21 protein-coding genes and 1 riboswitch are annotated in these 22,544 nt (G+C 68.9%); of the genes, 13 read left to right on the top strand and 8 right to left on the bottom strand.

What is annotated here, in order from left to right; all coding sequences use genetic code 11:
* The first annotated feature begins 189 nt into the window (after window positions 1-189).
* The 8 genes from M1M07_RS02330 to M1M07_RS02295 are packed head-to-tail and all read left to right on the top strand — an operon-like array spanning window position 190 to window position 6,721.
* The gene (locus M1M07_RS02330) at window positions 190-1,473 is read left to right on the top strand and encodes a cytochrome P450 (protein ID WP_248673194.1); all 1,284 of its coding nucleotides are present in this window, start codon (window positions 190-192) and stop codon (window positions 1,471-1,473) included.
* Window positions 1,466-1,777, top strand: coding sequence for a 2Fe-2S iron-sulfur cluster-binding protein (locus M1M07_RS02325; RefSeq protein ID WP_197255013.1), 312 nt, complete (start codon window positions 1,466-1,468; stop codon window positions 1,775-1,777). Before M1M07_RS02330 ends, M1M07_RS02325 begins: the two co-directional genes overlap by 8 nt.
* Entirely contained in the window at window positions 1,774-3,015 is a 1,242-nt protein-coding gene (locus M1M07_RS02320; RefSeq protein ID WP_197255015.1) for an FAD-dependent oxidoreductase, read from the top strand. Before M1M07_RS02325 ends, M1M07_RS02320 begins: the two co-directional genes overlap by 4 nt.
* Entirely contained in the window at window positions 3,012-3,797 is a 786-nt protein-coding gene (locus tag M1M07_RS02315; protein WP_197255017.1) for a protocatechuate 3,4-dioxygenase subunit beta, read from the top strand. Before M1M07_RS02320 ends, M1M07_RS02315 begins: the two co-directional genes overlap by 4 nt.
* Window positions 3,798-3,808: 11 nt before the next feature.
* The gene (locus M1M07_RS02310; RefSeq protein ID WP_248673193.1) at window positions 3,809-4,309 is read left to right on the top strand and encodes a hypothetical protein; all 501 of its coding nucleotides are present in this window, start codon (window positions 3,809-3,811) and stop codon (window positions 4,307-4,309) included.
* Between the two features lie 15 nt (window positions 4,310-4,324).
* Complete coding sequence (locus M1M07_RS02305; RefSeq protein ID WP_197255021.1) at window positions 4,325-5,098, top strand: enoyl-CoA hydratase/isomerase family protein; 774 nt, start codon at window positions 4,325-4,327, stop codon at window positions 5,096-5,098.
* Between the two features lie 7 nt (window positions 5,099-5,105).
* A complete protein-coding gene (locus M1M07_RS02300) occupies window positions 5,106-5,567 on the top strand; it encodes a thioesterase family protein (protein ID WP_197255023.1) in 462 nt (153 codons plus the stop codon).
* Window positions 5,564-6,721 (top strand): flavin reductase family protein, encoded by a 1,158-nt coding sequence (locus M1M07_RS02295; RefSeq protein WP_248673192.1) that lies wholly within the window; start codon window positions 5,564-5,566, stop codon window positions 6,719-6,721. The genes M1M07_RS02300 and M1M07_RS02295 overlap by 4 nt, the downstream gene beginning before the upstream one ends.
* A gap of 210 nt (window positions 6,722-6,931) precedes the next feature.
* On the opposite strand, the gene M1M07_RS02290 is transcribed toward M1M07_RS02295, so the two are convergent.
* Together M1M07_RS02290 and M1M07_RS02285 are read right to left on the bottom strand one after the other, a co-directional pair.
* A complete protein-coding gene (locus M1M07_RS02290; protein WP_197255027.1) occupies window positions 6,932-8,365 on the bottom strand; it encodes an MmgE/PrpD family protein in 1,434 nt (477 codons plus the stop codon).
* Window positions 8,366-8,373: 8 nt separating this feature from the next.
* Window positions 8,374-9,738 carry an MFS transporter gene (locus M1M07_RS02285; RefSeq protein ID WP_248673191.1) on the bottom strand — a complete coding sequence of 455 codons (1,365 nt, stop codon included), beginning with the start codon at window positions 9,736-9,738 and terminating at the stop codon, window positions 8,374-8,376.
* Window positions 9,739-9,896: 158 nt separating this feature from the next.
* Here M1M07_RS02285 and M1M07_RS02280 point away from each other — a divergent pair, with 158 nt between their 5' ends.
* The 4 genes from M1M07_RS02280 to M1M07_RS02265 are packed head-to-tail and all read left to right on the top strand — an operon-like array spanning window position 9,897 to window position 15,404.
* Window positions 9,897-10,670 carry an IclR family transcriptional regulator gene (locus M1M07_RS02280; protein ID WP_248673190.1) on the top strand — a complete coding sequence of 258 codons (774 nt, stop codon included), beginning with the start codon at window positions 9,897-9,899 and terminating at the stop codon, window positions 10,668-10,670.
* Window positions 10,667-11,872, top strand: coding sequence for a CaiB/BaiF CoA-transferase family protein (locus tag M1M07_RS02275; protein WP_248673189.1), 1,206 nt, complete (start codon window positions 10,667-10,669; stop codon window positions 11,870-11,872). Before M1M07_RS02280 ends, M1M07_RS02275 begins: the two co-directional genes overlap by 4 nt.
* The gene (locus M1M07_RS02270) at window positions 11,869-12,783 is read left to right on the top strand and encodes a citryl-CoA lyase (RefSeq protein ID WP_248673188.1); all 915 of its coding nucleotides are present in this window, start codon (window positions 11,869-11,871) and stop codon (window positions 12,781-12,783) included. Before M1M07_RS02275 ends, M1M07_RS02270 begins: the two co-directional genes overlap by 4 nt.
* Complete coding sequence (locus M1M07_RS02265) at window positions 12,780-15,404, top strand: aconitate hydratase (RefSeq protein ID WP_248673187.1); 2,625 nt, start codon at window positions 12,780-12,782, stop codon at window positions 15,402-15,404. Before M1M07_RS02270 ends, M1M07_RS02265 begins: the two co-directional genes overlap by 4 nt.
* Before the next feature lie 81 nt (window positions 15,405-15,485).
* Here the strand turns inward: M1M07_RS02265 and M1M07_RS02260 are convergent, their stop codons facing one another.
* A complete protein-coding gene (locus M1M07_RS02260; RefSeq protein WP_197255275.1) occupies window positions 15,486-16,703 on the bottom strand; it encodes an NADP-dependent isocitrate dehydrogenase in 1,218 nt (405 codons plus the stop codon).
* 258 nt (window positions 16,704-16,961) lie between these two features.
* Window positions 16,962-17,079: riboswitch (SAM riboswitch) on the top strand.
* A gap of 133 nt (window positions 17,080-17,212) precedes the next feature.
* On the opposite strand from M1M07_RS02260, the gene M1M07_RS02255 reads away from it, so the two are divergent.
* Complete coding sequence (locus M1M07_RS02255) at window positions 17,213-18,343, top strand: homoserine O-acetyltransferase (protein ID WP_197255273.1); 1,131 nt, start codon at window positions 17,213-17,215, stop codon at window positions 18,341-18,343.
* Here M1M07_RS02255 and M1M07_RS02250 read toward each other — a convergent pair.
* From M1M07_RS02250 to M1M07_RS02230, 5 genes are all read right to left on the bottom strand, one after another.
* On the bottom strand, window positions 18,340-18,624 hold the full coding sequence (locus M1M07_RS02250; RefSeq protein WP_197255271.1) for a DUF3017 domain-containing protein: 285 nt from the start codon (window positions 18,622-18,624) through the stop codon (window positions 18,340-18,342). The two genes, M1M07_RS02255 and M1M07_RS02250, sit on opposite strands and share 4 nt — an antisense overlap.
* Window positions 18,625-18,644: 20 nt before the next feature.
* Window positions 18,645-19,499: a bifunctional methylenetetrahydrofolate dehydrogenase/methenyltetrahydrofolate cyclohydrolase gene (locus tag M1M07_RS02245; RefSeq protein WP_248673186.1), complete on the bottom strand. Its 855-nt coding sequence runs from the start codon at window positions 19,497-19,499 to the stop codon at window positions 18,645-18,647.
* 34 nt (window positions 19,500-19,533) lie between these two features.
* On the bottom strand, window positions 19,534-20,112 hold the full coding sequence (locus M1M07_RS02240) for a pentapeptide repeat-containing protein (protein ID WP_197255270.1): 579 nt from the start codon (window positions 20,110-20,112) through the stop codon (window positions 19,534-19,536).
* Window positions 20,113-20,172: 60 nt separating this feature from the next.
* A complete protein-coding gene (locus M1M07_RS02235) occupies window positions 20,173-21,003 on the bottom strand; it encodes a winged helix DNA-binding domain-containing protein (RefSeq protein ID WP_269437683.1) in 831 nt (276 codons plus the stop codon).
* Window positions 21,004-21,033: 30 nt separating this feature from the next.
* On the bottom strand, window positions 21,034-22,544 hold a 1,511-nt coding region (locus M1M07_RS02230; RefSeq protein WP_248673184.1), incomplete at its 5' end, for a zinc ribbon domain-containing protein.

The raw sequence follows: 22,544 nt of genomic DNA, 5'->3' as shown, positions 1-22,544 counted from the left end.
GACGGAAGTCTCTTGACTTGTCAACATGGCTTCCCGCGAAACCGGGTCCGGCCTCGGATTTCTCGGGAGTTGTTGACAAATCATCAGACTCTGGACACACTTCGACTCGTCTGTTGACAAAACAACAACTACGGTCGAATGTGACCTCGAGCACGGTCACACATGACCGACGGGAGAAAGTGCAGACGGATGACTGTCACCGACGAGAAGCCCATCGCCGCCGCCGCACAGTGCCCCGTGACCAGCGGATTCAAGCCGTTCGATCACGACGGCACCTACGAGTTCTTCCTCGGCGCCCGCCGCGAGGCACCGGTCTTCTACAACGCCGAGACCGACTACTGGGTGGTGACCAGGCGCGAGGACGTCCTCGCGGTGTTCAAGGACGCCGACCGGTTCTCGGCCGCGAACGTGCTGTCCTCGGTCAAGCCGTACCCCGAGGAGCTCACCAAGTTCCTCGCGGACAACAACTTCACGGTCGAGCCGGTGCAGTCCAACACCGACCGCCCCCGGCACACCCGGATCCGGCAGAGCGCGGGCCAGTTCCTGAATCCCAAGCGCTACCGCGACTTCGAACCCCGCGTCCGCGCTCTGGTCCAGGAGTACGTCGAAGCCCTGCGCGAGAAGGTCGCTCGCGGTGACGACGAGGTCGACATCGTCGCCGAACTGACGCACGAGATGCCCGCACGCGTGGTGTTCATGCTGCTCGGTGTCGACGACGTGGACCCGCTGCAGATCAAGCGCTGGGCGCTCAACCGCGCCACCATGATCTGGGGAAAGCTCTCCGAACAGGAGATGATCGACGCCGGCCACGAGCTGAACGACTTCTTCCGGTTCTGCCGGGAGATCGTCGAGGACCGAAAGCGCAACCCGCGCGACGACTACCCCAGCAAGCTGCTCGAACTGCGCGGCGACGACGGCGTGCTGAGCGAGAACGAAATCGTCTGCCTCGTCTTCGCGTTGCTGCTGGCCGGCCACGAGGCCGTCACCAACGGCCTGACCATCAGCATCCTCACCCTGCTCGAGCATCGTGAGGCCTGGGAGGAACTGGTCGCGGACCCCGCGCTGATTCCCCGGGCGATCGAAGAGGTCCTGCGGCACAGCACACCGGTCATGACCTGGCGGCGTACGGCACTCGAGGACGTCGAACTGAGCGGCGTGACCATCCCGGCCGGCGGCAAGATCCTGCTCAGCCTGGCATCGGCGAATCACGACGAGGCCCGGTTCGAGCGCCCCGAGGTCTTCGACATCCACCGCCGCAACTCCCGCGAACATCTGTCCTTCGGATACGGCATCCACGTGTGCATGGGAGCACCCCTCGCACGCGCCGAACTGAAGATCGTGCTCGAAGAACTCGTCAACGCCTTCCCGGGCATGAGCCTGGTGGAGGGACAACAACTCGAATGGACCAGGACGATGGCCCACCGCGGCCCCCAGAGTCTGAAGGTCCGCCTTGGAGGTTCCGAAAATGGCTGAGGTCACCTGGATCGCCGACGGCGAGCGCATCACCGCGGATGTCGCCGACGGCATCAACCTTATGGAAGCGGCCGTCGCCAACGGCGTTCCCGGCATCGTCGGCGAATGCGGCGGCGGAATGATGTGCGCAACCTGCCACGTCTACGTCGAGTCGGACCACCAGACCGGTGAACCCACTCCGGTCGAGGCCGACCTGCTGGACTTCGCCGAGGTTCCCCGCCGCGACACCAGCCGGCTGAGCTGCCAGATCGTCTGCCGGCCCGAGCTCGACGGCATCACCGTCGAAGTGCCCTCCGCCTGGTGAGCACCGCCATGAGCCACGGAACCGTCATCATCGGCGCCGGGCAGGCCGGGCACACCGCCGCCATGCAGTTGCGGGCCGCCGGATACGAGGCCCCGGTCACCGTCATCGGCGACGAGCCGGCCGCCCCCTACCAGCGTCCTCCGCTGTCCAAGCGCTACCTGCTGCGCGAGGTCCAGCCCGAACACCTGGCACTCGGCGGCCGTGCCCGGGGACCGCAGATCGACCTGCGCACCGGCGAGCGCGTGGCCCGCATCGACGTCGACCGGCGCGTCGTCGTCTCCGACGCCGGCACCAGCTACCGCTACGACCATCTCGTGCTGGCCACCGGCACCCGCGCCCGGCGGCTCCCCGAGTCGCTGGTGGGCGGACTCGCCGGTGTGCACGTGCTCCGGACCCTCGCCGACGCCGACACCCTGGCCGGCGCCCTCGACGACGCGAAGTCGGTGCTCGTCCTCGGTGGCGGCTTCATCGGACTCGAATTCGCCGCCGTGGCAGCACGTCTCGGTCGTCGCGTCACGGTGGTCGAACGCAACCGAGTGTTGGGGCGGGTCGTCAGCGAGAAGGCGGCCGAACACATCCGGTCCGTGCACCTGGGCAACGGCGTCGAATTCGTCGAAGGTCGTGAACTCGCCTCGTTCGACGGCGTGGACGGACGCGTAACCGCCGGCGTGATGACGGACGGAACCCGCATCGAGGCCGACCTGGTGCTCGTCGGGATCGGCGCCGAACCGGTCGCCGAACTCGCCGCCGACGCCGGCCTCGAGGTCGACAACGGCATCACCGTCGACGAACTCGGCCGCACCAGCGCCCCCGGCGTCTACGCGATCGGCGACTGCGCCAACTTCGCGTGGTGCGGCGGGCGACGGCGACTCGAGTCGGTGCAGAACGCCGAGTTCATGGCCAAGGCCGCGGCCGCGCACATCGCGGGCCGGGAAACTCCCCCGCGGCCCGCACCGTGGTTCTGGTCGGACCAGTACGACGTGAAACTGCAGATCGTCGGCCTGCTCGACGAGAGCGACACCGTCGTCACCCGAAAGTCCGAGGACGGCAACGGATTCTCCCTGTGGCACTACCGCGGCGACGACCTCGTCGCGGTGGAGGCCCTCAACGACCCGGGCGCGTTCCTGACGGCCCGCAGGCTGATGGACCGCGGGGTCAGCCCCGCACAGCACACCGTGGCCGACGAGAGCCTCGGTATCCGGGACATCGCCGCACAAGCACTGGAGGCAACATCATGATCGAATCGTTCGATCCGCCGCTGGCGGACTCGAACTCCCTCGTCAGCACCCTGCGTGTGCCCCTGCAGGCACCGGTGCACCTGGACAAGGAGTTCTTCCACAACCGGCCGGGACCCGCCTTCGGGCAGCTGAAGCTCGGCGCGTTCGACAGCGACCTCACCGTGCAGGGCGTCTCCGAGCCGATCGGCACGCGGGTCATCGTGCACGGCCACATCACCGACAGCGGCGGTGTCCCGGTCAAGAACGCCCTCGTCGAGATCTGGCAGGCGAACAGCGCCGGCGGATACCGCGACTCCCTGGACGTCTCGGGCTTTCCGCTCGACCCGAACTTCTACGGAGCCGGACGCTGTCTGACCGACAGCCGGGGCTACTACCGGTTCGTCACGATCCGCCCGGGCCCGTACCCGGCGATGTTCAAGGACGGTGCACGTGTCTGGCGCGCCTCCCACATCCACTTCTCCGTGCTCGGCGCCGGATGCGCGAGCCGCCTCGTCACCCAGATGTACTTCGAGGGCGACCCGCTGATCCGGATGGACCGCATGATCAATGCCATCCCGGACCGGCGTGGACAGGACCGGCTGATCGCCAAGCTGGACGCGGACAACTCGATCTCCGAATCGTTCGGCCCGTCGAGGACACTGCCCACCGTCGACGGCAGCGGTGCCGTCGTGTACCCGCCCAAGCGGACCGATCCGGGCGCCCTGCTGACCAAGAACCCCTCGGCACTGGCCTACCGCTTCGACATCGTGCTCCGCGGATCCGCCGCCACCCCGTTCGAATGAGGGACGACTCGATGATTCTCACCCCCGCACAGACCTGCGGCCCCCTGTTCGGTTTCGCGCTGACCCCGCCCGCGGTCACCCAGGCCGTCTCCGAGGACCACCCCGACGCGATCGTCATCGAGGGCATGCTCCTCGACGGCCGGGGCGACCACGTGGACTACGGCGCGTTCCTCGAGTTCTGGAGCGACGAGCAGGCCTGCCGCGTGCGCACTCTGGAAGGGCGCTTCCGCGCCGTCGTGCGCAAGCCGGCACCGGTCACCCTGGCCGACGGCCATACTCTCGCACCGCAATTGGGCATCTTCATCTTCACTCGCGGTCTCGCGGGCCCGCTGGTCACCAAGATGTTCTTCCCCGACGAGACGGAGGCCAACCGGTCCGACGCGATCCTGCAGGAAGTGCCCGAGGAGCGCCGTCACCTGCTCGTCGCCCAGCCCACCGGCCAGGAAGGCCACCTGCAGTACGACATTCACCTGCAGGGTGAGCAGGAATCCGTCTTCTTCTCCCTCGACTAGGCAAAGGCCCCCACCATGGAAGAGAACCTGATCGTCGAGCGCCTCGGCCACGTGCTGGTGCTCACTCTCAACCGTCCCAAGAAGCTCAACGCGATGGACAGCGCGCTCTACATCCGCCTCACCGACGAGCTGCGCGGCGCCGACAAGGACGACGACATCCGGGCCGTGGTCATCCGCGGCGCGGGCACCTCCTTCTGCTCCGGCGCGGACACCGGCGAATTCGCCGAGCTGACGCCGGACAACACCGAACGCGTCGAGGCGCGGGCCGGGCTCACCTACGAGCTGCACAAGACCATCCCCGAGATCTCGAAGCCGGTGATCGGCGCGGTCCACGGCTACACCGTCGGCGGCGGTTGCGGTCTCGCGCTGGCCTGCGACATCACGATCGCATCGGCCAACGTGAAGATGGGCTACCCCGAGATCAAGCACGGTCTGGTCGCCGCCGTGGTGATGGCGAACCTCACAAAGCAGCTCGGACGCAAGGCCGGCTTCGAGCTGGTGGCCACGGGCCGCCTCGTCGGCGCCGAGGAGGCCGCCGCGCTCGGCATGGTCACCCGCGTGGTCCCCGAGGGCGAGGAGTACACCGAAGCCCTGAAGGTCGCGCAGGCCCTGGCCGAGCAGATCCCCACCTCCCTCCAGGCCACCAAGCGCCTGTTCCACAAGGTCGCAGATCTCCCGCTGGCCGAGGGCCTGGTGCGCGGTCGCGAGGCGAACGAGGAGATGCGCGAATACCGCGCAGAGGCACTCAAGGACTTCGGCGCCGCGGTCAAGGCCGCAAAGGCCGGGTGAGGACGTCATGACGGACCAGCCGAGCACGGTGCTCGCCGCCTCCGAGCACGTCGTCGAGGACATCCTGCGGGTCAGCGACCTCGACTTCCAGCGCCACATGGGCAACACCGCCTTCACCCAGGTGTTCGCGAACGCGCGCTTCGCGTTCCTGAGCGACTGCGTCAGGCCGACGGTCGGTTTCGACGTCATCCTCGCCCTGGTCAAGCTCGAGGTCGAGTTCACCGGACAGGTCCACTACCCCGCGACCATCCGGACCCGCACCCGGATCGAGAAGATCGGACGCACGTCGATGACGCTGCTCCAGACGATGTCCGTCGGTGAGAAGGACGTCGCGTCGTCCCGCTCGGTCTTCGTCCTCACCGATCGCGACAGCGGACGGTCGATGGCGTGGCCCGACGAGGTTCGTGCCCTGCTGGATTCCGCCCCGGTCGATTCGGCGGCACCCACGCCGGTGGCCGTACCGTCATGAGCACCGGGGTCCTCGATCCCGCCGATTTCCGGCAGGTGCTCGGTCACCATCCCACCGGGGTCGCGCTGATCTCCAGCGTGACCGCCGAGGGGACACCGGTCGGCATGATCGTCGGGACGTTCACGTCGGTGTCCCTCGATCCCCCGTTGGTCGGTTTCCTGCCGACCCGCGACTCGGCGAGTTTCGCCGAGATCGCGAAGGTCGGGAAGTTCACCGTGAACATCCTCGCCCACGACCAGGAACCGCTCTGCCGAGCGCTGTCCCGGCCCGCCGCAACGAAATTCGACGGGGTGGAGTGGTCGCCGTCGGGCAACGGCTCCCCGCTGTTGCCCGGTGTCGTCGGCAGCATCGACTGCACCCTCGAATCCACCACCCCGGCCGGCGACCACTACTTCGTCACCGGCCGGGTGGAGAGCCTCGCGATCCACAGACCCGTTGCGCCGCTGCTGTTCTTCCAGGGCGGTTTCGGCGGGTTCGTCCCGGGTTCGTTCGTCGCACCGAGCGACGGGATCGTCGCCGGGAGCGTCCCGATCGTCCAGCGCATCCGCAACGGGATGCAGGAGCTGGCCCACGCGGCAGGAGGCGAGGTCACGGCGTACGCCAAGGTCGCCGACCATGCGGTTGCCGTCGCGACGGTGGCCGCACCCGGCGTCCCGACGTCGACCGTCCTGGGTTCGAAGCTGCCCCTGACTCCCCCGTTCGGTGAGGTGTTCCTGGTGGGAGCCCCCGAGGCCGAGGTCGAGCAATGGCTCGCGTCGGCCGGGGGCTCCACCGACGACGAGGTGCTGAGCGTCTCGCGTGAACGCCTGGCCCACGCGTGCCGGCACGGCTGGACCGGCTCCTACGCCGGTGATACGCGGGACCGTCTGCTCTTCCCCGCCCTGAACGAGTACGGCGTCGACTCCGTCACGCCCGCCCGGCAGCGCGAGGTCCGGCAGATGCTGCACGCCGCAGTGCAGGAACTTCGCCCTGTGCCGCTCGAGGCGCAGACGCTCTACCAGGGCGCAAGCCTGGTGGCGCCCATCAGAAATGCTCACGGCCGCTGCGAACTCATGCTGCGGCTGTGCCGGATACCACCCACGCCGGGCGCGGACATCGCAGCGTGGGGACTCGAACTCCGACGACTCGCCGAGACGGCCACCGAAAACCGGTAGCCCGGGCGAACGGAGCAAGAAGCGAGAGGGACCATCATGTGCCACCGCACATGGTGGTCCTCCTCGTCGACGGAACCCCGACCCCGACGCCGGTTGCACCCACAACCGGTCGAATCCGAAATCGGCTGCGCCTGAGGGTAGTACGTCGACAACGAAAGAGGTCCGCGCCGGGCATCCCCGGCGCGGACCTCTTTCGCGTTCCGCTCGGCGTTACGGCGACTCGGGCAGGGGCGTCGCGTCCGGACTGATCAACGCCGTGACGACGCTCCGGACGTCCTCCACCGTCGTGAGATCGGACGTCATCCACTCGAGGTCGCGCACCTGGTCGGCCGGCAGGCCCCAGGGCGCATAGCCGACGCAGTCACCGAACCCCTGGGCCTGTTCCTCCGGCGTCAGCGGGTTGCCGGGGTAGCCCGGGCCGACCTCGAGGGTCCGCACCCACGTGCCGCCGGTGGTGGTGTGCACCTCGACCCGCGACGACGAGTGCCCGGTCAGCTCCGGGTCGAAATGCACCCGAATCCGCGCGAGCATGTCCGATCCGTCCAGCTCGGCGACCCGCTCGGGTTCGAAGTGCTCGAGCAGCGAGGCACCTCGTTCGAGGGCGTTCGCGCAGGTGTACTGGGCGCTGAACTGCGCGTTGACCCGGGGGTTGGTGCCCGGCTCGAACGGCTTGCCGATGAGATTGTGGGCGAACTCGGGCAGGTGGATGTCGACCCGTTCGATGTTCTTCTTGCCGACGGATTCCAGTGCGAGAAGCGCGGATTCGGTGACGCCCTGGGTCAGGCCGCAGCTCGGGTACTTCTTGAAGAAGATGTCTCCCAGCCCGTAGCGGCTGCCGATCTCCTCGACGAACGACTCCGGAGTGCGTTCACCGCGCGCATACAGCCGCGCGTACCCGAACGGTCCCGAAATGTAGTTCGCGGGCCCGGTGAGTCCGGCCTGGGCGAACTGGACGCTCTGCACGGCCGAGGCCGCGGTCCAGCCCTGGATCAACCGCACCGCGAGCGACGCGTCGACGTTGCTCTGGAAGCTCGCTGCACAGCGGTTGAACGAAAGTGCCAGCGCGTTCAGGGTCTGCTCGGCGTCGAGGCCGGCGGCCCGTGCCGCGGCGGCGGTGGCTCCGAGGAGGCCCGCAACTCCGGTCGGGTCGAGGCCGGCGTACTGCTCCTCGGTGAGGTTGAACCGGATGCCCGCCTCGAGCCCGACGGCCAGGGCCGCCAGGAACTCCGAGCCGGTGCACCCACCGCGAAGCTCGGCAGCGGCCAGAGCCGCCGGCACGACCGACGAGCCGAGGTGCAGTCCCGGGACCATCGTGTCGCAGTAGTCGAGAGCGCGCGCCATGGTGCCGTTGAGCAGCGCGGCGCTCTGCGCCGGAAGGGGGTCTCCGTGGACGAGCGAGCGTGCCTCGCCTCGACCGCCCTGGACGACGACCATCTTCCGCAGCTCCGCGATCCCATCCTGCCCGGCCCCGGCGATCGCCGTGCCGCACACCGTGCGCAGAACCTGATGGGCGACGGCGAGCACATCGGAGGGGATGTCGGCGACCACGGTGTCGGCGACGAAGCGGGCCATCAGCTGTTCCGGCGACGCCGGCTGTTCCTCGAGCGGTTCCGGCGTTGTGCGCGTTGCGGTGTCGATACTCATGAAACTCCTCAGTGCTGGGGCAGGGACTTGGACGCGGTCCGCCCCACGGTGGCGACGCTGATCAGACCGACCACGGCGACCAGGATGACCCATCCTGCCGGACTCGTGTCCTGGCCGGTGCGCTGCACCAAGAGTTCCGCGATCAGGGGCGCGGTGCCGCCGGCGGTGATGGTACCCAGGTTGTAGCCCAGCGCGATCCCGGTGTACCGCACGTTGGTGGGGAACAACTCCGCCGCGAGGGCGTAGGTGGGTACCTGGACGAACCCGTTGAAGAACATGTAGACGACGTAGACCGCGATGGCCAGGAGCACGCTGCTCGTGGTGGACAGGATCGAGAACGCCGGCCAGGCCAGGAGAGCGAGGGCGACGTAGCCGACGATCAGAACCGGCTTACGGTCGAACCGGTCGGAGAGCAGACCGGGCAGCGGGAAGGTGACGGTCGCGATCGCGATACCCGCGGCGGCGATCCACGCGATCGCCGTCGGCGAGAGATGTCCCTTGCGCTGCAAGAAGATTCCGAAGTAGGTCAGGCCGATGTACACGGTGCCGTTGAGCGCGACCGACATGCCGAACACGCGGAGCACCGACAGCGGGTGGTTGCGGATCACGGTCGCCAGCGGTCGCTTCTCCACGGCCGGTCCGTCGAGACGCTCCTCGAGTTCCTTGAACTGCGGGCTGTCCTCGAGCCGGAGACGTCCCCACAGGGCGACGGCGGCGAAGATCACGGAGACCAGGAACGGGATTCGCCATCCCCAGGACTGCATCTGCTCGGCGCTCAGGCCCAGCCGGACGGCACCGACGACGGCCGCGGCCACCGCGAAACCGAAGGTCGCACCCATGGCCGTGGAACTTCCGAAGAAGCCGCGGCGCCCGGGAGGCGCGAGTTCGGCGATGTAGGTCGCGGCACCGCCGACCTCACCACCCGCCGCGAAGCCCTGGACCAGGCGGACGATCACGATCGCGACGGTTGCCGCGATGCCGATGTTGGCGTGGGTGGGCAGCAGGCCCATTACGAGGCACGCGGCGGACATGAGCAGCACCGTCGAGACGAGCGCGAAGCGCCGGCCACGACGGTCGCCGAGGATGCCGAAGAACCAGCCGCCGACGGGGCGGACCAGGTACGAGGACGCGAACACGGCCAGCGCCGAGAGGGTTGCGGTGGCCGGGTCCTGCTCGGGGAAGAACAGCGGCGCCAGGGTCAGCGCCAGAAAGCCGTAGACGCTGAAGTCGTAGTACTCGATGACGGTACCGACGCCTCCGGCGAGCGCGGCTCGGCGCGCCATGGCGGGGTTCGCTGTGGTCTTCGCACCCCCCTCCGTTTTCACGCCGTTGTTGTTCACACCTTCTTCGATGAGCTCGCCGCTGGTGGTCATTTTCCTCCTCATGTTCGACCACTAGGTGGTTGATCGGAACCGCAGAGCAGTCCTGTGGTCTGCGTCACGCATGAAACCATGCTGTTGTTGACAAGTCAAGACGATGTTCGTCCATCAGATGGTTTGCAGAAACCACCTAGCGGACCTAGGGTGGCGTCATGACACAGGCAACAGCGGCCGCAGTAGCCGACGGCGGGGTCCGCAGCGTGGCCCGCGCCTTCGATCTGCTCAACGGGTTCGACGCCGAACATCCGGTCCGGACCCTGCGCGAACTCGTCGACATCAGTGGACTGCCCAAGTCCACGGTGGTGCGGCTGCTGGGCACGCTCACGTCGCAGGGCATCATCGCCAGCCCCGGCGAATCGACGAGCTACAGCGTGGGGCCCTCGTTCCTGCGCTGGGTGAAGCTGGCCGAGGCGATGTGGGAGATCGGTCCCGAGGCCCGGCAGTTGATGACGGCCCTGCGCGACAGGTGCGGCGAGACGGTGAACATCTACATCCGCCAGGACCTGCACCGCCTGTCGATCGCGCAGATCGAGGGAACGACCACGGTCCGCAGCGTGGTCCAGGTCGGGGCGCGGTACCCCCTCACGAGCGGGGCCGCGGGCCGGGTACTGCTCGCCGCCTGCCCGGACACGATCCTCGCCGCGCTGGCCGAGCAGAGCGGCGTGAGCGCAGCGGACCTTCGCAGCAGAGCGGCCGGGGACCTCGAAGCCGGCTGCGCGATCACCCACGGAGAGCGGGAACTGGGCGCCTCGGCGGTCGCCGCCCCGATTCTCTCCGCCGACGGCCGTGTCCTCGCCGCGCTCTCGATCAGCGGCCCCACGTCGCGCTTCACCGCCGACCGGGCCGCCCGGTACGTCGACGCCGTAACTGACACCGCCCGGCAGATCAGTGCTGTCGGGCTCGGAACCGTGGAGGCTTTCCTTTGACCACCAACCTGCTCGAGGGCGTGCGCGTCCTCGACATGACCAATGTCCTCGCCGGCCCCTTCGCCGGCTACCAGCTCGCCCTCCTCGGTGCCGACGTCGTCAAGGTCGAGACCGCCGGCAGCGGCGACCTGGCCCGTCAGCTCGGCGCGGACCCAGGGCTGAGCGCCGAATACATGGGTGTCTCCTTCCTCGCCCAGAACTCGGGCAAGCGCTCGGTCACCGTGAACCTCAAGACCGCCGGCGGCAAGGAGGTCTTCGAACGCCTGCTCGCCGACGCGGACGTGCTGCTGGAGAACTTCCGGCCGGGCGTGCTCGAGCGCCTCGGCTTCGGCTGGGACCGCCTGAAGGAGATCAACCCCCGGCTGGTCTACTGCGCGGTGTCCGGGTTCGGCGCCACCGGCCCGCTGCGCGGTCGCCCCGCCTACGACCAGGTGGTCCAGGGCATGTCCGGAATCATGAGCGTCACCGGCGACACCCAGTCGGCGCCGCTGCGGGTCGGTTACCCCGTCTGCGACAGCTTCGGCGGACTCGCCGCGGCGATGGCCGTGTGCGCCGCGATCGTCCGGCAGCGCGCGACCGGACAGGGCGCCTACCTCGACACGTCCATGCTGGACGCCGCGCTCACCTCCATGGGCTGGGTGGTCTCCAATCACCTTGTCACAGGCAAGGAACCGATCCCCATGGGCAACGAGAACATGACCTCGGCCCCGTCGGGCGCCTTCAAGACCGCCGACGGCGTGCTCAACATCGCGGCGAACAAGCAGGAACAGTTCGAGATCCTGTGCCGCGTGCTCGGCCGCGAGGAACTCGTCACCGACCCGCGGTTCGTCACCCGCGAGGACCGCAAGCGCAACCGCGAGATCCTGCGCGACGAACTCGAGATCTCGCTCAAGGAGAAGTCCGCGGCCGAGTGGGACGAGATCCTCCTCGACACCGGCGTCCCGGCGGCACCGGTGGTCCCGGTGTCGGAATCGCTTCGCTCGGAACAGATCCGGCACCGTCAGCTGGTGACCGAAGTGGAGATGCCGGTCGGAGACCTCGGCACCGTCCAGGTTCTCGGACTGCCCACTCACGTCGACGGCAGGGCCGTCGGCCCCGCCACCCGCCCGCCCATCCTGGGCGAGCACACGGACGAGATCCTGGCCGAGATCGGATTCACCGCCGACCAGATCGACAACTTCCGCCAGGAGGGCGCCGTATGACCACCACACCGATTGCAGCAGAACAGGTTTCGCAGACGCACGTCGCCACGTCGGCCGCCCGCACCGCAGCACTCGCGGCGGTGGACTCGCAGAAGACCGCCGACTGGTGGAGCACCGCCGTCTCGGACATCGAACCCGACGTGATCCGGTTCCGCGGATATCCCATCCAGGACCTCATCCGTCACGCCACGTTCGTCGAGACCATCTGGACCATGGTGCGCGGCTCGATGCCGTCCCACGCCGAGGCGGCGCTGCTCGAGAAGGCGCTCGTCGCCGCTGTCGACCACGGACCGCAGGCACCGTCGATCGCGGCCGCCCGGATGGCCGCCACGTGCGGTGTCGGCCTGCACGGCGCGATGTCCACCGGCGTCGGGCTGCTCGGCGACGTCCACGGCGGAGCCGGCCAGCAGTGCGTCGAATTCCTGCAGCGGCTGGTCACGTCCGCCGAGGGCGGCGATCTCGGCGAGGCCGTGGCGGCCGAGGTGGCCTCCTATCGCGAGCGCCGGGCCTACGTCCCCGGCTTCGGTCACCGATTCCACACCCGCGACCCGCGCCGGGATCCGCTCCTCGAGGCCGTCCAGGGGGCCGTCGACGCCGGAGTCGTGTCCGGTCGCTACCTCGCGGCCGCGCTGGAACTGGAGGCACAGCTCTCCGCCGGCCGGGCCCGACCGGTCCCGATGAACATCGACGGTGCGACGGCCGTCATCTACGCCGAGCTCGGCTTCACCGCCGAACTCGCCCGCGGCCTGTTCATCCTGTCCCGGTCGGTCGGCGTTCTCGCCCACAGCTGGGAGGAGTCGCAGAGCGGTCGCCGCATCAAGGGCCCGATGCCGCCGCCGCTGCTCCCGACCTACGTCGGGCACCCCGAGCGTGCCTGGGGAGCCGAAGCGGAGGATGAGAACGGCCGATGAGCATCTCCGACACCGATCCCTTCCGGTCGTTGACGGCGTTGCCGCTCGACGACCCGGCCGGTTCCCCGCTGCACTACTACAGCCTCGCCGCCGCCGAGGCCAACGGCGCCGGACCCATCGGCGAGCTCCCCTGGTCGCTGAAGACGCTCGTCGAAGGGGTTCTGCGCAATCAGGGACATCCCGAGGCGCTGCCCGAGCACGTTCTCGCCCTCACCCGCCGGGACGAGACCGCCGCTGTGCCGTTCTTCCCCGGACGTGTCCTGTTCCAGGACGCCTCCGGCATTCCGGTGCTGGCGGACATCGTTACCCTGCTCGAGCGGGCCGAGAGCGACGGCATCGACGCGTCCGCCTTCCGGCCGTCGTTGCCTCTCGATCTCGTCGTGGACCACGCGCTGGAGGTCGACGAGCACGGGCACGCCTCCGCGGCGGGCCGGAACATCGACCTCGAGTACATGCGTCACCACGACCGCTACCGGTTCCTGCGCTGGGCCCAGGAGCGCATCCCCGGGCTCCGCGTCGTTCCGCCCGGGGTCGGCATCTGTCACCAGCTGAATCTCGAGGTCCTGGCGCCGGTGGTCACCACCACCGAATCCGACGGCCTGCGCGTGGCGGCCCTGGATGCGCTGGTCGGCACCGACTCGCACACCACGATGATCAATGCGCTCGGTGTCACCGGGTGGGGCGTCGGCGGCATCGAGGCCACCGCCGCAGCGCTCGGGCAGGCCCTCATGATCCGGGTACCGCGCGTCGTCGGCGTCGAACTCACCGGCCGTCTCGCGCCGGGTGTCCTCGCCTCCGACCTGGCACTGACCCTGGCGGAACGTCTGCGCGCCGTGAACGTGGTCGGGGCGATCGTCGAATTCCACGGCGACGGACTGGGTTCGCTGTCGGTGCCCGACCGCGCCACGGTCGCCAACATGGCGCCCGAATACGGCGCCACGATGGCGTGGTTCCCCGCGGATCGCCGCACTCTCGACTACCTGTCAACCACCGGTCGCTCGCCCGAGCAGGTCCGTCTGGCCGAGCAGTACCTGACCGCCCAGGGTCTGCTGCACACCGCATCCAGCCCGGTCCCCCGTTTCGAGACGACACTGCGGATCGACCTGAGCAGCATCACGACGACACTGGCCGGTCCGTCGCGACCGCACGAAGCCCTGTCGCTGTCCGAGGTTCCCGCCTCGCGCGGCGAGTCCGGGTCGCACAGCGACGACGGCGCGTCCAGGTCGCGCAGCGGCGATGTCGCCATCGCCGCGATCACCAGTTGCACCAACACGTCCAACCCCCGCGCCCTGGTGACGGCGGGTCTGCTCGCGCGCAACGCCGTCGAGGCCGGTCTCGCTGCGGCGCCGTGGACCAAGACATCGCTGACCCCCGGATCGCGAGCGGCGGCCGACCTCCTGGAATCCAGTGGCCTTCAGGCACACCTCGACCGGCTCGGTTTCCACGTCACCGGATTCGGTTGTGGCACCTGCATGGGTAACTCCGGTCCGCTGCCTCCTGCCCCGGCCGGTTCGGATACGACCCCGGACACCGCCGTGCTGTCGGGCAACCGGAACTTCACCGGCCGAATCCATCCGGACGTCACCCACGCCTACCTCGCCTCCCCTGCGCTGGTCGTGGCCTACGCCCTGGCCGGCAACGTGCGGGTCGATCTGTCGGCCGAGCCTCTCGGTCACGCCGAGGACGGCTCGCCGGTCACCCTCGCCGACCTCTGGCCCGACGAGCAGGAGATCGACGCGCTGCTCGCCGAGCACGAAGCGGCCGCGCTCGGCCGCGGTGCGGATCGGGCGTTGACGACCGACCGCTGGGAACAGCTCGAGTACCCGCACGGCGAGCACTATCGGTGGGACGGAGAAACCGGCAGCATCCGCCGGCCACCGTTCACCGATACCGAGCTGACCGTGCCCGCAATCCACGGAGACCTGCACGCGCGTCCGCTGCTCGTGCTCGGGGACGCCGTGACCACCGACCACATCTCCCCCGTCGCGCGGGTCCTGCCCGATTCGGCGGCGGGACGCTGGCTCGTCGAACGGGGTGTCGACGAACGGGCGCTGGGCACCTTCAGTTCTCGCCGGCTCAACCACGACGTGATGGTCCGGGGTGGTTTCGCGAACACCCGCCTGCACAACTTCCTCGCACCGGATCGGGAGGGCGGCTGGACGCGGATCTCGCCGGAACAGCCGCCGGTGCCGGTCCATGTCGCCGCCGAACACCACCGAGAGCACGGCACACCCGTCGTCGTGGTCGCGGGAGAGCTCTACGGCGCCGGATCCGCCCGCGACTGGGCCGCCAAGGTGACACGGCTGCTCGGCGTTCGGGCCGTTCTCGCCCGCAGCTTCGAACGCATCCACCGGACCAACCTGGTCGCGCTGGGTGTCCTGCCGATCCAGTGGGACGGTCCCGCCCCCGAGGAGTTCGACGGGAGCGAGGAGATCTCCGTGCTCGGCCTGGACGATCTCGGGACGTCCCGCGACGTCGCGGTCCGGGTGACGCGCGCGGGCGAAATCCGGTGGGAGGGCACTGCACTGGCCCGGCTCGACACTCCGCTGGAGTACGAGTGGCTGCGTGCCGGTGGCCTGTTCGGACACCTGCTGGCCACACGGTCGCCGCTGTCGGTCTGACACGCTGTCGGGCCCGAGGAAAGCAAAAGAACGGGGCGCCTCCTTCCGGAGGCGCCCCGTTCTGCTGTGTCGCGAGCTACGTCAGGCGCGAGCCTTCTGCAGGTTCTCGTCGAGGGTGCCGAGGAACTCCTCGGTGGTCTGCCAGCCCTGCTCGGGGCCGACGAGCAGAGCGAGGTCCTTGGTCATCTGGCCGGCTTCGACGGTCTTGATGACGACGTCCTCGAGCTGCTGCGCGAACTCGATCACCTCGGGGGTGTTGTCGAGCTTGCCGCGGTGCTCGAGACCGCGGGTCCAGGCGAAGATCGACGCGATCGGGTTGGTCGACGTCGGCTTGCCCTGCTGGTGCTGACGGTAGTGGCGGGTGACGGTGCCGTGCGCCGCCTCGGCCTCGACGGTCTTGCCGTCCGGGGTCATGAGCACGGAGGTCATCAGGCCGAGCGAGCCGTAGCCCTGCGCGACGGTGTCGGACTGGACGTCGCCGTCGTAGTTCTTGCAGGCCCACACGTAGCCACCCTCCCACTTGAGGGAGGAGGCGACCATGTCGTCGATGAGGCGGTGCTCGTAGGTCAGGCCCGCGGCGTCGAATTCCGCCTTGAACTCTTCCTCGTAGATCCGCTGGAACTCGTCCTTGAACATGCCGTCGTAGGCCTTGAGGATCGTGTTCTTGGTCGACAGGTAGACCGGGTAGTTCTGCTGCAGGCCGTAGGCCAGCGACGCACGCGCGAAGTCCTGGATGGACTTCTTGTAGTTGTACATCCCCATGACGACGCCGCCGTCCTCGGGGATCTTGCACACCTCGTGCTGGATCGGCTCGCTGCCGTCCTCGGGCGTGAAGGTGATCGTGACGGTGCCGGCGCCGGGGACCTTGAAGTCGGTGGCGCGGTACTGGTCGCCGAACGCGTGACGGCCGACGATCACCGGCTTGGTCCAGCCCGGAACCAGGCGGGGCACGTTGGAGATGATGATCGGGGCGCGGAAGATGGTGCCGCCGAGGATGTTTCGGATCGTGCCGTTGGGCGAGCGCCACATCTTCTTGAGGCCGAATTCCTCGACGCGCGCCTCGTCCGGGGTGATCGTGGCGCACTTGACGCCGACGCCGTGCTTCTTGATGGCGTTCGCCGCGTCGATCGTGACCTGATCGTCGGTCGCGTCGCGGTGCTCGATTCCGAGGTCGTAGTACTCGAGATCGACATCCAGGTAAGGGTGGATCAGCTTGTCTTTGATGAACTGCCAGATGATGCGGGTCATCTCGTCGCCGTCGAGTTCGACGACCTTGCCTTCAACCTTGATCTTGGACATGTGCGCTTCGTGTCCTCCTAGGACGTTTCCTCGGCCCGAATCGACCGCACTTTGTGAGTACGGCTTCTCACTGCTCAGGGATCTGAGCATGGACGTGTTCACACGCGCGGGAACACGTGCCAAACAAGACAAGCGTACTGCTATTCGTCGGCAGCGCAAAGCGCGGGTTTCACTACCGGCCGGTAACTTTGTGCTGGTCAGCGGGGCGCACGGCCCGGCTTCCGGCCCGACGGAGCGAGCCGCTAAACTTGCCGTTCAGGTCATGAGTGCCAGCATCGAGCCCCGGCTTGCTGGTCGGCAACCCTCCGGTCAGGGTGGGGTGCTCCGGGTGAGGACCGGGCCGTTCGGCGCACAGGTCGGGCGGCAAGCCTGTACAGGGAGGTAGTGACCATGAGAGTTGTGATCATGAGCTGTCGCGCGTAGATCCGACCCGACCACCCGCCGCCCGCCCAGAAGGACATGATGACCAACACCGCCACCCCCACCGTCGTCGTCGAGGCGGCAGCGTCTTGACGGCGGGCACCGAACGGCGATACGTCGACCTTCCTCCCGAGGACGGCCGTCTCGGCCTGGTCGACATCGGCGCGCTGTCGCTGGAGAACGGTGAGACGCTCCCGAACGTCACGCTCGCGGTGCAGCGCTGGGGAGCCCTCTCCCCCGCCCGCGACAACGTCGTCCTGGTCGAGCACGCCCTCACCGGGGATTCGCACATCACCGGACCTGCCGGACCGGATCACCCCTCACCCGGGTGGTGGACCGGCATGGTCGGGCCGGGCGCCCCCATCGACACCAACCGCTGGTGCGTCGTGGCGTCCAACGTGCTCGGAGGCTGCCGCGGCAGCACCGGTCCGGGCAGCATCGCACCGGACGGCAAGCCGTGGGGGTCACGCTTCCCGCAGATCACCATCCGCGATCAGGTCGCCGCCGAGGCCGCGCTGCTCGACACGCTCGGCATCGAGACCCTCGCCGCCGTCACCGGCGGATCCATGGGTGGCATGCGCACGCTCGAGTGGATCGTGACCCATCCGGACCGGGTCCGGGCCTCGCTGATCCTCGCCGTGGGCGCCCGCGCCACCGCCGACCAGATCGGCACCCAGACCACGCAGATGGCCGTCATCACCGGCGACCCCGACTGGCAGGGCGGCGACTACTACGGCACCGGACGCCGCCCGGACGCGGGACTGGGCATCGCGCGCCGCATCGCGCACCTGACCTACCGCACCGAGGAAGAACTCGACTCCCGCTACGCGAATTCGCCTCAGGCCGACGAGGATCCGTGGCAGGGCGGACGGTACGCCGTGCAGAGCTACCTCGAACACCAGGCCGACAAGCTGGTGTCGCGGTTCGACCCCGGCACCTACGTCGTCCTCACCGAGGCCATGAACCGCCACGACGTCGGGCGTAAACGGGGCGGAGTCCAGGCTGCGCTCGCCGCTTCCCCGGTTCCGACGATCGTCGCGGGCGTCAGCTCCGATCGGCTGTACCCGCTGCGGCTGCAGCAGGAGATCGCCGACGGGCTGCCCAACTGCGACGGTCTGCGGGTCCTCGAATCGCGGGACGGGCACGACGGATTCCTCACCGAGGCCGACGCCGTCGCCAAGCTCCTGGTCGAACTGATGGACCTGGTCGAACGCGGCTAACCGGTTCCGAGAGGGTCGATCGAGACGGCAAGCGCCACGATCGCCCCTCCCACCAGGAGCATCGCCGCGACATCGAATCGTTTGCCGCGCACGGCCAGCACCCCGACCTGCTCGGGCGCCAGCGCCCACCGCAGCACACCCGCGAGGATCACGGCGCCGCCGAACACGAACGCGCCGCGCCGCCACCGGTCCGCGAGCACCAGCACCACCGCGGCGGCGATGACCACGGTCACCGCCACCAACGGCAGGTTCCGGCGGGCGAACCGCATCCAACGGTCCATCCGAGTCGCCTGATTCCGGATCAGAGGCCGGCGAGCTGCTCGGCCCGCTCCACCACGTTCGTGAGCAGGAAAGCACGGGTCAGCGGACCGACACCACCGGGATTCGGCGAAATGAACCCGGCGACCTCGCGCACATCGTCGGCGACGTCTCCGCGCAGACCGTCCGCGGTGCGGGAGACACCCACGTCGAGCACCGCCGCGCCCGGCTTGACCATGTCCGCGGTGATCAGACCGGGCACACCGGCCGCCGCGACGACGATGTCGGCGCGCTCGACCTCGGCCTTCAGATCCTTGGTCCCGGTGTGGCAGAGCGTCACGGTCGCGTTCTCGCTGCGACGGGTGAGCAGCAGGCCGATGGGACGGCCGACGGTGACGCCACGGCCGACGACGACCACGTGGGCGCCGGCGATCGGAACCTCGTAACGGCGCAGCAGGTGCACGATGCCGCGCGGGGTGCAGGGCAGCGCAGCCTCCTTGCCGAGCACGAGGCGGCCGAGGTTCACCGGGTGCAGGCCGTCGGCGTCCTTGTCCGGGTCGATGCGCTCGAGCGCGGCGTTCTCGTCGAGATGCTTGGGCAGCGGAAGCTGCACGATGTAGCCGGTGCACGCGGGATCGGCGTTGAGCTCGTCGATCGCGGCGTGGAGCTGCTCCTGGGTGATGTCGGCGGGCAGGTCCTTGCGGATCGAGGTGATGCCGACCTTCGCGCAGTCGTTGTGCTTACCGCGCACGTACGCAGCCGATCCGGGATCGTCGCCGACGAGGACGGTGCCGAGGCCGGGCGTGATGCCCTTCGCCTTCAGCGCGGCCACACGGGCCTTCAGGTCCTCGAAAATCTCGTCGCGGGTTGCCTTGCCGTCCAGGATCGTCGCAGTCACGACTGCCATTGTCGCAGGTCCGTGTCCCGGTCCTTCAACGGCGGTCGGGCTCGTCGATGTCGAGGCCGTGAGCGCGGGCGTAACCGATCGCCTGCGACTGCTCGATCCGGGTGTGGTCGAGTTCCGCGCTGCGCCACAATGCGGGACCGATGTGGGCGCCGCGCAGGTCCGCGCCGTCCAGTCGGACCCCCACCGGCCGCGCGCCCAGCAGATCCACCGTCCGCAGCACCGCGTACCGCATGTCGGCGCGGGTCAGGTCGGCGTCCCGGAAGATACAGGTGCTCAGGTCCAGGCCACGCAGGTCGGCGCTGCGCAGACTCGCGCGGGTGAAGTCGACGTCGTCGAGGACGAGATGGCGCATCGGGCATTGTTTGAACACCGATCCCACCAGCGAACAGCGCCGGAAGACGCTGTCCGACAGATCGGTCCGGGTGAACGTGCACGATCGGTAGGTGCTGCGCAGGTGGCTGCTTCCCTTCAGGTCTGCATCGGTGAAATCGCAGTCGATGAAGAACGCGTCCTCGATGATCGAGCCGCGCAGATCCGCGTCCCGGAAGCTTCGTCCCGTGACGCGCGCTCCTCTCCACAGGACCTCGGTGTTGTCGCTGCCCATACCTTCATCGTCCACGCCCTACCGGTTCTGGCAAGGCGACGACGACCCGGGACCTGCGGCTCAGCCACGACCGGCCAGTTCCCGCGCCAGCGGGCTCGGAAACTTCACGGTCACCCGATCGCCGCCCACCCATTCGTCGAGCCGGGCGGCCTCCTGCTCGAGTACGGCTCTCCCTTCCGATCCGATGTCCTCGAGCAGATGCAGGCACACCGCCCTGGAGTCGTTCTGCCACCAGGTGCCGACGATCCGGCCGTCCCACCACGCGGTAGGGCCCGCGTTGCCTGCGGTGTCGAACAGTTGCTGCCGGTACGGCCCGAGGTACCAGTCGCGCTCGAACCACCCCATCGTGGTGGGATCCAGTGCCGGCAGCAGCGCACCCCACGGCTCGACGAGCGGCGCCGCCTCGAGGTCGTCGGGGAGCAGATACCCGGTGCGACCGTCGAGATCTACCTCGACCGCGTTCAGTTCGGCGAGTGCCGCGCGCACGGTTTTCAGGGTCGAACCGAGCCACCACTTGATGTCGGTCTCCGTTCCGGGACCGAAAGCACGCAACCACATTTCGACGAGCGTGCGCAGCCCGTCCGCCTCGTCACACGACTCGATCCCGGAGCCCAGCCACGACTCCGTCGTCGCCCAGTTGTGCCGCGACACCCGCCACGAACCGTTGTTCGAGGCCCGCACCACCTTTCCCGACGCCGACAGCACCGTGAGGACACGCGGCCCGAGCGAAACCTCTCCGCCCCAGGACTTTCCGACGCCATACTCCATCGAGCCCCCGAGCAGCGGAATCTCGGCCCGCAGTTCCGTGGACGTCGCTTCCCGACCGTCCGCCAGCGCGTCGAGCACCCGGCCGCTCACCTCGTCCAGCCAGCGTTCGCCGTCCCGGTGCAGCCCCGACGCCTCGGCATCCTTGATCAGCGTCTACGTAAATCTGATACTTCCTGCCACTGACGTGGCAGGCGGTGAAGATCCACGTTCCTCACGGCTACCCACCACACCATCGTGCGATGTTGCGGGCTCGACCGTGTCCCACACCGACGCTTCGGGTGCAGGACAACTCCTCGACTGTGTCACCCCCTCGGACGGTCTCGGGACCGCAATACTGCGGCGGACCCGGCGATGCCGAGGCCTGCGCGGGGTGGGACCGGTCTTGTCCCGGCATTTCCGGACCGGGGCGTGCACCGCGGTCCGGATCTCCACGCTCCCACTGCGGGTGCGGACCGCTCTGCTGCGCCCCACCAACGCCCGTGTGGCGAGGTTCACCGCCGCCACATGATCACGATTCCCACCCACCTTGCACGCCTCGCACCATGCCGTGTGATAGCCACCGGGGCGGGTCAGCGGTTCGTTGCAGCCCGGACACCGTGCCGACGATCCCCGCGCCGGCACCGACACCACCACCACACCCTCGCGCGCCGCGGTGTGGGCCAGGGCATCGACGGTCTTGCGGCGGGCGGACTGCGCCGCCCGATTGTTGTTTCGCCGGCCGCGCCTGCGAGCCTCCAGGGTGGTCAGGTCCTCCACCGCGATCACCGTCGCCTCCGCCGCAGCGGCGTGGTCGGCGACCTGCCGGGCGAAATGAAACGCGAGCTCTCGGTTGATCTTCCCGCGTTTGACACCGATCGCGAGGCGATTGTCCTCGAGGACCGCGATCTTCGCCTCCAGCTCCGCCCGCACCCGGGGCGGTGCGGTCTCGGCGAGCCGGCGCAGCCGCGCGGCCTTGCGGTGCAGGAATTGGCCTTCTGTCTGGAGGCGGGCGAGTGTGATGCCGAGACCACGATCGTCGTAGGTGAAGCCCCGAAAGTCGGAGACCAACCCGTCGCCGGTGTCGGTGACCACGGCGGCGGCGCCGAGGGTGGCCGGTGACCAATCCACCCCCACCGCGACCGTGCCCGCCGCGAGGTCACCGGCGGGGACGGCTTCGGTGGCGGCGCACCGCAGCAGCACACCCCGCCCGTCGAGGGTCAGGGTCGGCAGATGCCACTGTGTGACCGCCCGGCCGTGCAGGTGCGGTGGGAGCGCGGCGGTCAGGCGCACCGACCTCCAGTGCGCCCGCCCCGTCGGGGCGGCGGTGGTGGGCAGTTTCACCGTCAGCACCATGGTGTCGCCGGGGACGGTGAGCCGGGCGAGTTGGGTGTCGGCGGCGGAGAGTCGGGCCATCGGACTTACCTGCGGTGGGGTTTGCAGGTCGGTGATCCGCAGTGGTGTCACCTCCGAGGCCGTCTCGTCGACCCGGCGGGTCCGGGCGAGCAGTTGACGGCGCACGCCCCGCGCGAACCCCGCCGGCACGTACTCCGCAGCAGAATCCGGTGCGGCGATGCGTCCGGTGGCGGGATCGAACCGGGCCGACAGCGCCGCGATCGCCGCATCCCGATACGCCAGGGTCCGCAGGGTCGCGGTGGCCTGGGCGGTGACCACCCGCGTCACCCGCG

Source organism: Rhodococcus sp. HM1, from assembly GCF_023218075.1.
Taxonomy (GTDB): Bacteria; Actinomycetota; Actinomycetes; order Mycobacteriales; family Mycobacteriaceae; genus Rhodococcus.
Note: the sequence above shows the minus strand (reverse complement) of the source record. Positions and strands in the feature narration are given on the sequence as shown.